The organism is Azonexus hydrophilus DSM 23864 (assembly GCF_000429605.1).
GTDB classification, from domain to species: domain Bacteria; phylum Pseudomonadota; class Gammaproteobacteria; order Burkholderiales; family Rhodocyclaceae; genus Azonexus; species Azonexus hydrophilus.
On the sequence record NZ_KE386925.1, the window covers coordinates 305,649 to 319,625 of the forward strand.

Here is a 13,977-nt window from a genome sequence, read left to right on the forward strand (position 1 = left end):
GGGGCAATGATACCGTAGTTGCTCATTTGGCGCCCCCGAACAGCAGCCCCAGACGGCGAACGGCATCGTCGATTTCCGGGGTGTGCGGATTGCCGCAATTCAGGCGCAGGCAATTGCGGTACATGCCGCTGGCCGAGAACAGCGCTCCCGGCACATAGGAAAGCTTCTCGCGCAGCGCCCGCCCATGCAGTTGCGTGGTGTCGATGTGCTCGGGCAATTCGACCCACAGCACATAACCGCCCTGCGGCTGGGCAATGCGCGTGCTCGCCGGAAAATAGCGGGACACCGCCGCCTGCATGGCCTCCACCTGGTGCCGGTAACTGCGCCGCAAACCGCGCAGGTGGCGCTCCATGGCACCGGATTCCAGATACTCCGCCAGCACCATCTGGGTCAGCGGGTTGGTGCCGCCGCTGGTGATCGTCTTCTGCAGCGCCACCGCCTGGCGGTAACGGCCGCTGGCGACGAAACCGATGCGCAAGGACGGCGACAAACATTTTGAGAACGAGGCGCAGAGCATCACGTTGCCAGCCGTATCGAAGGCCTTCAACGGCCACGGTCGCTCGTCGGAAAAATGAAGGTCGCCGTAAATGTCGTCCTCGATCACCGCGATGCCGCGTGCCGCCGTCAATACCGCCAGGCGGCGCTTCTTGTCGTCGGGCATCAGGCTGCCCAGCGGGTTGCTGCCGTTGGCGACCAGCAGACAGGCGGCGATGCCGCCGTTGCGCGAGGCCAGTTCCAGCGCCTCGACCGACATGCCAGTGCGCGGATCGCAGGGAATTTCCAGCGCCTTCAAACCCAGGGTCTCGAGCAACTGCAGCATCAGGTAATAGCCGGGCGACTCGACGGCGACCGTATCGCCTGGCTTGGTCACCGCCCGCAAACAGAGATTGAGCGCCTCGGTGCAGGAATTGGTGATGATGAATTCCTCCGGCGCCAACGGCCCGCCCCAGGCCAGCGAGCGGCGCACCAGCTGGCGCACCAGCGCCGGCTGATCCATATTGACGTGACTGTCCACCTCCAGCAGATGCGGATGACGCCGGGCGACCCCGGCGTAGAGGCGATGCAGCGCCGCAATCGGCAGCAGGGAATTGGCCGGCAAGGCCGCCGACAGCGGCGCCACGTCCGGACGGGCGCCGGCCTGCAGCACATGCACCAGGCGTTGCGAGATATCGACCGGCATCGGCGCATCCGGCGTCGACCGCGTTTGCGGTTCGCTGCGCACGACCGGTGCCGGACGGACGAAATAACCGGATTGCGGCCGGGCCTCGACCAGCCCGCGCTCCTCGAGCTGGCGCAGCGCCTGCACCACGGTGGACACCGACAACCGCCGCTCCTGTGCCAGACGGCGCACCGATGGCAGGCGTTCGCCGTGCGACAGGATGCCGCCGCTGATCATGCCGGCCAGTTCGCCGGCCAGTTTCTCGTAACGAAGGGGTTCAACGGCCATGGGTCACCAATACAGTTGTCATTCAAACAGACCAGCACAGTTGGCAACAAAGAAAACTGTAATGGTCACAATTTTGTTTTTGTGTGACTGTATCAGTATTTCTTTCGCCCCTAAACTGTGCGTGCATACAGAAAGGAGATGCACATGAAGATCGATCTTGGTGAAAGGGAACTCCAGCTGCGGGAACACTGCCCGCTCCGCCTCTCGGACGCATCGGGCATCATCGTCCGCTGCACGCGTGGCGTCCTGTGGATGACGATTACCGGCGACGCCGGCGACATCGTGCTGGCCAGCGGCGAAAGCTATCGCGTGCGCGGTGCCGGCCGCATCGTCATCGAAAGCATCGGCGGTGACGCGGCGGTCCGCTTCGAACACAGCGCCAGCGTCCGCCTGGTCCGCGCCATTACCCAGATCGGCGACAAAATGCGGCACGCCGCAGCCATGGCGGTCGGCCGCCTGACGACCTGAGCGAATCAGGTCCCGAGATAGCGGCCAGCCTTGTGGTTGGCCGCCAGCACCAGATTCAGCGCCAGCGCCCCGACAATCGACAGGGCCACGGTAAACGGGTCGCGGATGTACAGGCCGGCGACCAGGATCAGCACGTCGGCCGCCATCTGCACCTTGCCCGCCGGCCAGCCGCGCGTGTTCTGCAGGTAGAGCGCGAGCACGCCGAGGCCACCAAGACTGGCCTTGTGGCGGATGATCATCAACAGACCGACACCGATCAGAAAACCGCCCATGACGGCGGCGAACAGGCGGTCGACACTCTCCAGCGCGATCACCTGCGGCAACACCGCCGTGTAGATCGACAGCAGGCCGACACAGAAAAAGGTCTTCAGCGTGAATACCATTCCCATCGCCCGCCAGGCAAAGACGTAGAACGGCAGGTTGATCAGGAACACGACCCAGGCCATCGGCCAGTCGTAGAGGTAATGCACCAGGAAGGCCAGGCCGACGGTACCGCCGGTGAGCAGACCGGCATGCTGGAACAGCATCACGGCGAAGGCGACGAACATCGGCGCCACCAGCAGGGCCTGGGCGTCCTCGAACAAACTGTGGCGGGTAACCTGCTCGGGCTTCATGCGCTGACGACGTTGCGGGCCAGCCGACGCACGGCCGCCGACATGGCGATCCGTCCGCTGCTGGCAAAGGCTTCGAGATTGCTCTCGATTTCCTCGGGGTCATAGCAGTAATTGACCATCATCCCGAACGACTGGGCAAAACCCTTGGCCGAATTGTCGGCGAGGAAATTCAGACGCTCGACCCGGGCACCGTTGCCCAGATGGAAGCGCGACACCGGATCGTAGGGCGGCCCCTCGGCCTGCCCGCCGCGTTTGGCACTGGCCAGGTAACGCGCGGTCAGGCGGGTCAGCGGGTCGCGCAGCCGGCGGACCATCTCCCGGTCCGCCGCCCAGGCGCCGTCGCTCAAGGCGTCCAGCGACAAGGGAATGCCGGCCTCGGCCAGCGCCTCGGGGTTCCGGCGCAGCCAGCTGGCCAGCGCCGGAATCGGCGACAGCGTGGCGAACTTGTCGAGCTTGGGGAAATCGCGCTTGAGGTCGTCGATCACGCGCTTGAGCAGGAAACTGCCGAAGGACACGCCGCGCAGGCCGACCTGGGTGTTGGAAATGGAATAGAAAATGGCGGTGTCGGCCTTGCGGTTGTCGAACACCGGTGCGTGCTCGTCGAGCAGTTCCTGGACATTGCCGGCCAGATGGTCGGTCAGCGCCACCTCGACGAAGATCAGCGGCTCGGCCGGCATGCGCGGATGGAAGAAGGCATACAGGCGGCGGTCGGAATCGAGACGGTTCTTCAGGTCGGCCCAGGACTGGATTTCGTGCACGGCCTCGTATTCGATCAGCTTTTCCAGCAGCGACGCCGGCGTATTCCAGGTCAGCCGCTGCAGCTCAAGAAAACCGACGTCGAACCAGGCGTTCAGCCGCGACTCCAGTTCGCGGTCAAGGACCGCCAGCTCGCGGTCGTTTTCCAGATAACGCAAGAGGTCGGCGCGCAGATCGACGAGGAACTTGACGCCCTGCGGAATGGCGTTGAACTGGGTCATGATGCGGATGCGCGAGGAGCGCATGGCGATGCGCAAGGCGGCTTCGGCCCGCCACTGGCCGTCGCTGCCGACCGCCGCCTGGTAGGCCGCATGCGCCGCCGCCACCTTGGCCGGATCCGGCCCGAATTCGAGTGCGATCAGCTTCAAAAACTGCTGCCGGCCGGCATCGTCCAGCCCCAGATAGGTTTCCGCCAGCCGCGCCGCCCGCGCCCGCGCCGACACCTCGCCGCCCTGCCCGGCCGCGCATTCGCGCAACTGCGCCCGCAGGCGTTCGATGCCACGCGCATTCAGCGGCGCCGGCCGGGCATCCGGGGCAATCAGGGAACGCAATTTTCCAACCAGGCCATCGTTCGTCATCGGCTTCTCTCCTCCCCCGGCATTTTGCCCGAGAAGCCAGACTGAGTCAGCCTCGGCACCTGGCGGCTTTTTCATGGAATCTGTCCGCGCTTGCAATCGCCATGCCGCCGACAAGGCTCTATCATCATTCGACAATATTCATTCAACAAGGAGACAGCAGATGTCAGCATTTCAGGATTTCTACCCGGAGAACGTCGCGCACTGCTACGGCTGCGGCCGGCTGAACGAGCACGGCCACCAGATCAAGACCTATTGGGACGGCGACGAAACCGTGACCCGCTTCACTCCACGCCCCGAACACACGGCCATTCCCGGCTACGTCTATGGCGGCCTGCTGGCTTCGCTGATCGACTGCCACGGCACCGGCTCGGCCGCCGCCGCGATGTATCGTGCTGAGAACCGGCCGATGGACAGCGAACCGCCCTTCCGTTTCGTCACCGCCTCGCTGCACGTCGATTACCTGAAGCCGACCCCGCTCGGCCCGGAACTGGAAATCCGCGGCCGGATCAAGGAGATTCGCGGGCGCAAGGTCATCGTCGAAGCCACGGTCTACGCCGAAGGCGTCGCCACCGCCCGCGGTGAAATCGTCGCCGCCCAGATGCCGCCCAGCTTCGCCGCCTGAACCTCGGCAACACATCGTTACAGATACCCCCTGTAAAAAGACGGGGGGTATCGGCACAATGCAGCCATCCCAACCTCGTAGAAAAAAGCCATGACCCCGGAAAACGCCGTCCTGACCATCAGCCTGTTCGCCGCCTTCGCCGATGGCAGCAATGACGACCGCGAACGCGAGCACATCCGTCGCTTCGCCGAATCGATGGGCGCCGACGCGCCGGAACTGCCGAAGCTCTACCAGGACGTGCTGTTCAAGCGGGTCACGCTGGACGCCGCCGTGCAGGCACTGGGCGAACTCGGCCAGCGCCAGTTCGCCTACGAAATGGCCGTCTGCGTCTGCGATGCCGACGGTGTCCAGACGGCGGCCGAGCAGGCCTTCCTGGCCAATCTGAAAACCCGTCTCGGCCTCGAAGGCGACGCCGAAGTCACCGCCTTTGCCAGCCAGGCCGACACGCTCGCCGCCACCGCCGCTGCCGCCGCACCGGTTGCCGTCGCGGCCGCCGCCAGCGCGCAGCCGGTGGTCAACGAAGCCGAACTCGACAAATCCATCCTCAACTATTCCATCCTCAACGGCGCCCTCGAACTGCTGCCGCAATCCTGGGCCTCGGTGGCGATCATTCCGCTGCAGGTGAAGATGGTCTACCGCATCGGCAAGGCCTACGGCGTCGAACTCGACCAGGGCCACATCCGCGAATTCCTGGCCACCGTCGGCGTCGGCCTGACCTCGCAGTACCTCGAACAATTCGGCCGCAAGCTGCTCGGCGGCCTGCTCGGCAAGATGGCCGGCAAAACCGCCGGCAAGATCGGCCGCGCCGCGACCGGCATGGCCTTCTCGTTTGCCAGCACCTATGCCCTCGGCCAGGTTGCCAAGCGTTATTACGCCGGTGGCCGCCAGATGAGCACGCAGCTGCTGCAGGAAAGCTTCCAGGGCCTGCTCGGCCCGGCCAAGCAGATGCAGACCCAGTATCTGCCGCAGATCCAGCAACGCGCGCAAAGCCTGGACGCCACCCAGATCATGAACCTGGTCCGGGGCGGCGGCGTCTGAGCCCGATGCGCGGGGTTTTTCCGGCACTATTGCTGACCATTGCACTGGGTGGCTGCACCACGGTCAACAGCTGGTACGACCCCGGCAAGGCTCACCACCGCCCCGACGGTTTCGTGAACAACGACCCGAGCGTGCGCGGCGGCGCCCCTTGGTATGAAGTCATCCAGCGCCGCTGGCGCGGCGACTTCCGCCCGCTGGCCGAACCCGAAGGCGGTTACGCCGCCTTTGCCGAACGCTGGCTGGCAAGCCCGGATCGCGCCCAGCTCGACGACCCCGCCGGCCCGCCGCGCATCACCTGGCTCGGTCACGCCAGCCTGCTGCTGCAGGCGGGTGGGCGCAACATCCTGATCGATCCCAACCTGTCCGACCATGCCGGCCCGTTTTCCTGGCTGTCGGCCCGGCGCCAGGTGCCGCCGCCACTGACCGTCAAGGAACTGCCGCGCATCGACCTGGTGCTGATCTCGCACAACCACTACGACCACCTCGACGAAGCCACGCTGACCGCCCTGCTGGCCCGTGGCGACACGCCGGAATTCATCGTCCCGCTCGGCGTCAAGGCCTGGTTCGACAAGCTCGGCATGGCCCGCGTCCGCGAACTCGACTGGTGGCAGCAAATCGATCTGAGCGACCTGCGCATCCATTTCACGCCCGCCCAGCACTGGAGCAAACGCACGCCGTTCGACACCAACGCCACCCTGTGGGGCGGCTTCTTCCTCGACATCAACCACGACGGCCGCCGCAGCGCCTTCCTCTACACCGGCGACACCGGCTATTCGGCCGACTTCAAGGAAATCCGCCGACGCCTCGGCCCGGTCGACCTGCTCGCCGTACCCATCGGCGCTTACGAGCCGCGCGACTTCATGCGCCCCCAGCACAACAATCCGGACGAAGCCGTCCAGATCATGGAAGACACCGACGCACGCCACGCCATCGGCGTCCATTGGGGCAGTTTCGCGCTGTCGCAGGAAAGCTTCGACCAGCCCCCACGCGACGTCGCCGCTGCGCTTGAAAGGCGACAATTGCCGGAAAGCCGTTTCTGGCTCCCCCGCCAGGGCGAAACCCGGGCACTGCCACTGCGTTGAAATCGTAAAAAGGGCTTGGCAAGTCACGAGCCAGGCATTAGAATCCGCGCCTTCTTTCGACGCCTGCCCAGGTGGCGGAATTGGTAGACGCACTAGTTTCAGGTACTAGCGGGTAACACCGTGGGGGTTCGAGTCCCTTTCTGGGCACCAACGAAAAAACCGGAGAATCGCCTCGTTTCTCCGCGTCCGCGCAAACGGACCAATGCTCTGGTGGTGAAATTGGTAGACACGCTATCTTGAGGGGGTAGTGCCGCAAGGTGTGCGAGTTCGAGTCTCGCCCAGAGCACCATAGACAGTTCTAAAGCAGTACGAATCAGGCCAGAAAACCCAGCGAAACAAGGGTTCTGGCCTTTTTTTCGTCTGTAGCGGCCCAAAGCATGCTTGTACACCTGAGTAGCGTGAGGCGGAAATCGTCTCGAACGAAGATTTCTCGGCCAAAGCGGTCATATTGAACTAAGCGCAAATTGGCTGCTTGCGAGTGCAAAGCAGTCAATTCGGGAACGGAGAACCAGGATCGTTCAACACCAATAGGCTAGCCAAAGGAGCGCTTAAGGTCTTCGACGAATTGTATGGCCGCCCCATGTTCTGCACGCAACCAAATTCTCACCATAGCACGTACGACTTCTCCTGCTGTACGACCTAACTCGCCAACCAAGTTATTTAACCAGTCGTGGTGATCAATCCCTGTCACTGTTGCAAGTGCAACCGATACAGTTGATGCATCCATGCGTAATTCGGCAGCTAGGTCGTTTGGCGAATTAGCTTGAATGCATTGTTTAAGAAGCAATTCTGGCGCAACACTACCTGGTAGGTATACGAATGGCCAATAGAATCCGTCTGAATTTAAACTACCCCGCAAATCCCCATCAAAGCAACCAATCAGGCTAATCCAATCACTGGTCGAAGGTAGGTTATTTAGTATTTGACTAATTTTCGCCTCGCCATCCATAACCGTAAAGGAACATTGGCGACCCAGATCAGGGTCAAGTTCCTCGAGAACGAATTGGGCAAAATATTTGGCGCATTCATCCTCAACTAGCAATAAACACTTAAAAGCAGCACCACCACCGACAATCGCTGCCACGTTATGTAGTTTTGGATTTTCAACAAGGCTCGAGCGACCACCGTTATTGACAAGAAGGCGTATATGATTAGCAGGTAGTCTTTTAAGAATAACGGGGGAATGTGTTGTAAGAATAGCCCATAGACCTTTCGTTGCACATGCCCAGGCAAGAGTGTCCATGAAAGCACTTTGCGAACGCGCTGATACGTGAGTTTCAGGCTCCTCAAACACGACAATGCTATCTTTGGGTGCCTGAACAATCGCCCATAGAGCAGTGAGCAAAGATATCTCTCCTTGCCCCATACTTTCGGAACGGTATGTTATTCCATTGCAGGTCGCTTGAAAGTAAGGCCAAGCTTCAAAAGGCCCATAGTCCTCGACCTCCCAAATGATACACTCGGAATATTCCTTGCCAACCAAATACGAAGCAAAGGCCAATTCGTCTGTAGTTAACGCTCTAGGAGCTACTCCATCCAATATTTCACTGAATGTTGGGTCATGAAGAATTTGCTTCTGGCAGAGCGTTGACATCGAAGATGGGTCGAGCCAAATAAACGATGCTTGGTGGTTTTGTGTATTCCCTTTACGAGCATTTTCAATAATTGAAAGAGTCGGATGTAATGGATCATTGTTTCCATTTTGGAGGGTTGCTCGTAACGTGCAGCCAATAAGCCTATGGTTGATGTCACGTAGCGCCGATACGCCAGACGCTCCTGCTAAAACATCCGCAATTGCATGCGCCAGAGTCGATTTTCCAACCCCGTTGCCGCCAACAATTGCTGTTATTCCAGGCGAAAATGTAATGTTATCATCCAGAAGAGGTTTAAGGCCGGAATATTCCAGAGTCAAGTAACGGCAAGTGTAGTTTCTTGCAAATGCAATCCGCCAATAATCTCCAAATTTCGCTGCACGAATGCTCATATAAGAGAGCCCCAGCCAAAATCGATAGCAATCTTTGTTATTACATCATTCTCAAGCGAAGCATTTTTTTGTAGTTCATTTGCAATTTGATAAATTGCTAACTGACGTACTATTTCGGGCGATCGGATTGCTGTCGATTGAATAAACACAAGCCATATGACAAGGTCACGCAAAATAATCGAGGAAACATCGGCTACGCGAGAAGTTGACCGATCTTCATATGTCGAAAACAACCAATCAGCGTTCATTTGATGTGCGATAGATTGTGTTGTACCTTTAGAAGAGCCAATGCTGGATAAAATGCGTTCACTCTCGAAGTAACCCATGAACTCTGCAATAATCTTTGGTTGCATGAATTCCGGAGGAGTTGAGATAAGGCCACGAACTAGAAAAATTAGCCAACTGTATACCGTAGCCTTGTTAAACCTGGGTCGAGAAGTTGTAAGTTTTCCCGCTTCGCCAAATAGTTGAAGAGCCTTCCCTAATCGTTCTTCTATCTCGAGCTTAATTGGCTGTTCGCTACGATAAAGCTCAATTAGGTCATTTGCTCCGATCTTGGTCGAAATTGAACCACGCTCCATTGTGAGAGCAACACGACAAATAATATCGTCGTATGCCATTCGGGAGTTCGAAAAACCGAGTAATTCCTTTCCAAGTCCATATGACGGCATAGCCTCAACAAGTCTTTTGATTTGCTCACGCACCGGACCAAAGAAAGCATTGCGCTGCTCGGCGCCTGTAAGATTTGTAGGCTGATTTAGACGGAAAAATAGTTCGGCAGGCTCCGAACTCTTGAAATCAACAATTCGGTAAATACGAAGTGTGAAGTTGTCGAATAGCAACTTCATTTCATTGGGTAATTCACGGTACTTGCGCCCATGGATACCTTCGATTGCAGAATCTAGTGGCTCAATGGAACCATCTACAGCAAACTCGCCACGAACGAAGTCACGTATTGCTACAAGACGTTGCTGCCCGTCAAGAACCTCTTGTCGCTTCGTGTTTGTGTTTTCGATTACATGAATAGGTGGAACATGCCAGTCGCGCAATATGCTATCGACTAGCCGTTGCTTCTTCGCTCTAGACCAAACCTCACCACGCTGAAAATCAGGCTGAAGATCGAGGACACCTGCTTCAACCCTTGAAATTACTGTCTGGATATCAGGATCCCAAGGCAACAGTCTCATCGAATTCCTTTCTTACCAAGAGATTTGGTGATGTTATTTAACTTATTAAAAGCATACGACATTGCCCGTTGCAATTCAAAATTATCGGCAAGGAACATTTGGTTAGTAGTGGAGAAATTGACCGCTTAGTGGCTTATTGCTTCCGGCGACCAAGGAAATCCAAAGGACTGCTTTGGCCGATAACCATACGCCCACACTACCCCAGCTTGTATCCAACCTTGCCATCAGTAACAACCACCTTCCCCCGCTTTTGCAGTTCTGCAATCAGGTTTGCGACTTCAACGTCAGAATTGGGTTTGTGCTGCTGTTTCAGCAGCGCCTTGATGGTGCTTGTCAGCGTCGACACTTTGCGAGGCCGCGCAGCCCCCCGCTTCTTCAGATCAGCAATTACGAGATCAAGAGACGCCGCACTACCGCTGCTCGTCGCAGGTATGGCCTTGGCTGCCACTGAAGTTGCGACAGGGGGCAAACTGGGTGGTACGGCGGGTTCAATGCCACCACTGCCTGGGCACTGAAAGTTACCCCGCTGATTGAGGACGATCTGCATCTTCTCCTTGATCGACTTGGAACCCAACAGGTGGTTTAGTGCCTTGCAACAAGCAACACAGTTGCCGTCGTCGTTAGTGCCACCGTTGGCGCTGGCCACCAGGTGTTCTACTGACGCCTCCGCTTTGGGAAGCTGCTTGCGACAAAAAAAGCACTGTCCGCCTTGGGCGAACAGTAGACGATCAAGATGGGTAGTCATATCGAGAGCGAACGAAACAGATCAGCCCGGAAGCATATCACCAAGTCATTTCCCCTCCTCTGTCTTGTACAATCAGTTCCAAAACACACAGGGGGTGGGGATGGCGCGTAGAAGACGAGGAAATCGGAGAACGTCAGTGATCGAGGACTTGCTCGATCTCCCCTGGCAATTTAGCGTCGGACTTGGCTTTGCTGTTCTAGTGTTCCTCAAGGGCGTTTTTCCGGCGATTGCAGGTGGCAACATGTTCATGCAGCCCATGGCTGCAGCCGCTTCCGGTCTTGCTTGGCTGTTCTCCGGCGCTTTTTTCCTGATCGCAGCGATTGTCTTCATCAAGGGAAAAGTCTCGAAGGGAAAATCACCAGCGACCGAGCCGGCGACCAGAACCAGCGCACCCAGGCAAAAACTTCGACAGGAACCGGCATATTCGGCGCCTGCCAGCGAAAAAATAGCCAATCACAATATCCGCCCAGACATTCTCGACAAGCTCCTGAGCGAGAGCCAGACAACACCCAGCACGACAAAGCCCAAACCCGCCGAATGGACCCTGGACGTCATCCGCGATCTGGAATGGAAACGCTTCGAAGACGTTTGCCAGCAGTTCTACGAGAAGAAAGGCATTCGTAGCGACACAACCGACCTTGGCCCGGATGGCGGCATCGACATCCGCCTGTATCAAGATGATTCCGGTCGTCCGACTTCCATCGTGCAATGCAAGGCCTGGGGTGAGCGTTACGTCGGCGTGAAACCCATTCGTGAATTGCTGGGCGTGATGACTCACGAGAAGATCGGCAAAGCCTTTTTCATGACCAGCGGTTCCTACTCAGACGAAGCCAAAGCCGTTGCCCAAGCCAATCGCATCACATTGATCGACGGCAACATGCTGTTGATGATGATTCAGCGCCTCCCGGCGCCGGAGCGCGAAAGCCTGCTGGCCTTCGCAGTGGATGGCGATTATGCAATCCCGACCTGCCCGAGTTGCGGCATCAAGATGGTTGCCAGGCAAGGAACAAACGGAAAAGCCGATTTCTGGGGCTGTCAGAACTATCCGCGCTGTCGGCAGACGCTTGGCAAACGGCGTGAATAGTTCAAAAATTATGTCTATCGTATGCCAACTGAGCAACTTGCAAGTAGAATAACAGTCGTTCTTGCACCACTTTCTGAGCCATGCACCACGTTTTTCCAAGGACTAATATGTTTCGCAAATCTATTGTCGCAGCGCTAGCCATCTCCCTAGTCACTCTGAGCGGTTGTGGCCCAAATGGTCCGAAGTACCAAAATGTTCGCTCGTTCAGTGAAGGTTTAGCCCCTGTACAAACAACTAATGGCAAATGGGGTTATATCAACGAAAAGCAGTACATTGTGATACACCCAAGATTTGACGACGCAAAAGAATTCCAGAATGGTAGAGCAGCGGCCAAACTCAACGGAAAATGGGGCTTTATCAACAAGCGCGGCGAATGGCTTTAATTGATGTGATTCACGTATCCGCATCTTTCTGACTGCAGTCTCCCCTTGTTTCGACCAAACCCCACGCAGGTGACCAACGGTGGGACAAATGGGAGCGCAGCTTTTTTCGTACTCACAATATAACCGGCACACAACGATCTTCGGGATTGATTCGATACCCGACCAAGTATCATAGACAGTACCAAAGCAGGCCAGAAAACCTAGCAAACACAAGGGTTCTGGCTTTTTTTTCGTCTACGGCAGTCCATGATTTTATTGCGCCCAGAAGCGCCTCTCAGTCGACAAATTCCGGTTCTTCGCTACATTTCTCGATAGTAGAGGAATCTCGGCAAACCTTGCAGATAAGCGCCGAGGCTCATAAACTACAAATGTAGCATTACGTAGCAGGAGCCAATCATGGGAATGCCAGTCCGTATCGAGGACGAACTTTACGAAAACGCGAAAACTCACGCCAAGGCCGAATGCCGGACTATCTCAGGGCAGATCGAGTTTTGGGCCAAAGTCGGTAAGACTGCTCTTGACAACCCCGATCTGCCCGTCGATTTTGTGCGCGACTTGCTGATTGCGCGCGCCGAAGGTCGGGAGAATGCAACGCCTTTCGTTCCGCAAGGCCAACGTGACGCATGAGCGGCGTCCAGATTCTTCAGGCCAATACCTTCAGCCGCGCCTACAAACGACTGCACAGGAATCAACAAGCCGATGTTGACGATGCGATCAGTGCAATTGTGGCCAATCCCTCACTAGGCGAAGCCAAGAAAGGTGATCTGGCCGGCATCTTTGTTTACAAGTTCTCATGTGTCGGCCAGTTGTTTCTGCTCGCCTACGAATACGACCCGGAAACCCGCCTACTGTTGCTGGTCGGTACGCACGAAAATTTCTACCGTAACCTCAAGCGCTGAACCCACCCTGAAATACGCCGTAAACAAGTTTGCCCACCAATAAGCTCGCGCCGGAATTCCAAAAGCCTCACTCATGTCCCTTGATACTTGGTTCGCCTTCTTCATCGCCTGCTGGGTCATCAGCCTGTCGCCTGGTGCCGGCGCCGTTGCTTCGATGTCCTCCGGGCTCAGTTTCGGTTTTCGGCGCGGTTTCTGGAACGCCATCGGCCTGCAACTGGCGCTGATCCTGCAGATCGCCATCGTTGCCGCCGGTGTCGGCGCCATCCTTGCCCGCTCCGAACTGGCCTTTGCGCTGATCAAGTGGTTCGGCGTGTTATACCTGCTCTATCTCGGCTGGAAACAATGGACCTCACCGCCCGGCGACCTGCATGCCGAGGCGGTCGACAAGCGTCGCGGCCATCCCGGCGCGCTGGTGCTGCGCGGCTTCATCGTCAATGCCAGCAACCCCAAGGCCATCGTCTTCATCCTCGCCGTCCTGCCGCAATTCCTTGATGCGACCCGGCCGCTGCTGGCGCAATACCTGACCATGACGATCACCATGGTCGGCGTCGACCTGATCGTCATGGCCGGCTACACCGGCCTCGCCGCCCGTGTTCTGCGACTGTTGCGCGAACCCGGACAACAACGCCTGCTCAACCGCATCTTCGGCGGTCTGTTCGCTGCTGCCGCCGCGCTGCTGGCGACGCTCAGGCAGGCGGCGCATTAGCCTGACGCCAGCCACACCGCTTTCCCTATGCTAAAGCGGCACTGAATTTGCTTACCGGGTTCTCCTGGTTGCTCAATCCCGCATTTTTGTCGAGAACCCGACACATCCTCGGATGTGCACCAGTTCATCCACCAACGCAAATTCTCAGGAGAAATCCCGATGTCCGTTGCCAACATCAAGGCATTTTCCGAAAAAGCCCGGGCCGATGCCGCCCTTGGCGAAGCACTCAAGGCCTGCCAGAAACTCAAGGAACTGCGCAGCCTCGCCCGCGAGCATGGTTTTGAATTCGACGAAGACTCGCTCTACCCGCCGAACGAACCGCAATTCACCCACGAACAGCTCTCAGAGCGCCTGGTCAAGAACCTGTTGCCCAGTTGAGTTGAG

At 57.7% G+C, this 13,977-nt stretch carries 16 protein-coding genes and 2 tRNA genes; 12 read left to right on the forward strand and 6 right to left on the reverse strand.

Annotation, left to right across the window (positions count from 1 at the left end; genetic code table 11):
* Positions 1-22 precede the first annotated feature (22 nt).
* Entirely contained in the window at positions 23-1,447 is a 1,425-nt protein-coding gene (locus G471_RS0112775; protein WP_028995689.1) for an aminotransferase-like domain-containing protein, read from the reverse strand.
* A gap of 144 nt (positions 1,448-1,591) precedes the next feature.
* On the opposite strand from G471_RS0112775, the gene G471_RS18415 reads away from it, so the two are divergent.
* Positions 1,592-1,915, forward strand: coding sequence for a DUF2917 domain-containing protein (locus tag G471_RS18415; protein ID WP_157272518.1), 324 nt, complete (start codon positions 1,592-1,594; stop codon positions 1,913-1,915).
* 5 nt (positions 1,916-1,920) lie between these two features.
* Here the strand turns inward: G471_RS18415 and G471_RS0112785 are convergent, their stop codons facing one another.
* Together G471_RS0112785 and G471_RS0112790 are read right to left on the reverse strand one after the other, a co-directional pair.
* Positions 1,921-2,529: a YitT family protein gene (locus G471_RS0112785; protein ID WP_028995690.1), complete on the reverse strand. Its 609-nt coding sequence runs from the start codon at positions 2,527-2,529 to the stop codon at positions 1,921-1,923.
* On the reverse strand, positions 2,526-3,863 hold the full coding sequence (locus G471_RS0112790; RefSeq protein WP_028995691.1) for a malonyl-CoA decarboxylase: 1,338 nt from the start codon (positions 3,861-3,863) through the stop codon (positions 2,526-2,528). Before G471_RS0112790 ends, G471_RS0112785 begins: the two co-directional genes overlap by 4 nt.
* A 160-nt stretch (positions 3,864-4,023) precedes the next feature.
* Here G471_RS0112790 and G471_RS0112795 point away from each other — a divergent pair, with 160 nt between their 5' ends.
* The 5 genes from G471_RS0112795 to G471_RS0112815 all read left to right on the forward strand — a co-directional run bounded on the left by G471_RS0112795 (position 4,024) and on the right by G471_RS0112815 (position 6,894).
* Positions 4,024-4,485, forward strand: a complete 462-nt coding sequence (locus tag G471_RS0112795; protein ID WP_028995692.1) for a PaaI family thioesterase — start codon at positions 4,024-4,026, stop codon at positions 4,483-4,485.
* Between the two features lie 90 nt (positions 4,486-4,575).
* On the forward strand, positions 4,576-5,523 hold the full coding sequence (locus G471_RS0112800; protein ID WP_028995693.1) for a YcjF family protein: 948 nt from the start codon (positions 4,576-4,578) through the stop codon (positions 5,521-5,523).
* Positions 5,524-5,528: 5 nt separating this feature from the next.
* Positions 5,529-6,605, forward strand: coding sequence for an MBL fold metallo-hydrolase (locus tag G471_RS0112805; RefSeq protein WP_211226429.1), 1,077 nt, complete (start codon positions 5,529-5,531; stop codon positions 6,603-6,605).
* A 65-nt stretch (positions 6,606-6,670) separates the two neighbouring features.
* Positions 6,671-6,755, forward strand: a tRNA-Leu gene (locus tag G471_RS0112810).
* A 54-nt stretch (positions 6,756-6,809) separates the two neighbouring features.
* A tRNA-Leu gene (locus G471_RS0112815) sits at positions 6,810-6,894 on the forward strand.
* 243 nt (positions 6,895-7,137) lie between these two features.
* On the opposite strand, the gene G471_RS18860 is transcribed toward G471_RS0112815, so the two are convergent.
* The 3 genes from G471_RS18860 to G471_RS0112825 form a co-directional block, all read right to left on the reverse strand.
* Positions 7,138-8,589 (reverse strand): ATP-dependent nuclease, encoded by a 1,452-nt coding sequence (locus tag G471_RS18860; RefSeq protein WP_081700259.1) that lies wholly within the window; start codon positions 8,587-8,589, stop codon positions 7,138-7,140.
* A complete protein-coding gene (locus G471_RS18865; protein WP_081700260.1) occupies positions 8,586-9,776 on the reverse strand; it encodes a DUF262 domain-containing protein in 1,191 nt (396 codons plus the stop codon). The genes G471_RS18860 and G471_RS18865 overlap by 4 nt, the downstream gene beginning before the upstream one ends.
* 196 nt (positions 9,777-9,972) lie before the next feature.
* Positions 9,973-10,521: an HNH endonuclease gene (locus G471_RS0112825; protein WP_028995695.1), complete on the reverse strand. Its 549-nt coding sequence runs from the start codon at positions 10,519-10,521 to the stop codon at positions 9,973-9,975.
* 136 nt (positions 10,522-10,657) lie between these two features.
* Between G471_RS0112825 and G471_RS0112830 the strand changes: the two genes are divergently transcribed.
* The 6 genes from G471_RS0112830 (at position 10,658) to G471_RS0112850 (ending at position 13,971) form a co-directional block, all read left to right on the forward strand.
* Positions 10,658-11,605 carry a restriction endonuclease gene (locus G471_RS0112830; protein ID WP_157272519.1) on the forward strand — a complete coding sequence of 316 codons (948 nt, stop codon included), beginning with the start codon at positions 10,658-10,660 and terminating at the stop codon, positions 11,603-11,605.
* Positions 11,606-11,712: 107 nt separating this feature from the next.
* Entirely contained in the window at positions 11,713-11,988 is a 276-nt protein-coding gene (locus tag G471_RS18870) for a WG repeat-containing protein (RefSeq protein ID WP_157272520.1), read from the forward strand.
* Between the two features lie 396 nt (positions 11,989-12,384).
* The gene (locus G471_RS0112835; protein WP_028995697.1) at positions 12,385-12,615 is read left to right on the forward strand and encodes a ParD-like family protein; all 231 of its coding nucleotides are present in this window, start codon (positions 12,385-12,387) and stop codon (positions 12,613-12,615) included.
* Entirely contained in the window at positions 12,612-12,887 is a 276-nt protein-coding gene (locus tag G471_RS0112840) for a type II toxin-antitoxin system RelE/ParE family toxin (RefSeq protein WP_028995698.1), read from the forward strand. The genes G471_RS0112835 and G471_RS0112840 overlap by 4 nt, the downstream gene beginning before the upstream one ends.
* A 73-nt stretch (positions 12,888-12,960) precedes the next feature.
* Positions 12,961-13,593 (forward strand): LysE family transporter, encoded by a 633-nt coding sequence (locus G471_RS0112845; protein WP_028995699.1) that lies wholly within the window; start codon positions 12,961-12,963, stop codon positions 13,591-13,593.
* Between the two features lie 159 nt (positions 13,594-13,752).
* The gene (locus G471_RS0112850) at positions 13,753-13,971 is read left to right on the forward strand and encodes a Nif11-like leader peptide family natural product precursor (RefSeq protein WP_028995700.1); all 219 of its coding nucleotides are present in this window, start codon (positions 13,753-13,755) and stop codon (positions 13,969-13,971) included.
* Positions 13,972-13,977 lie beyond the last annotated feature (6 nt).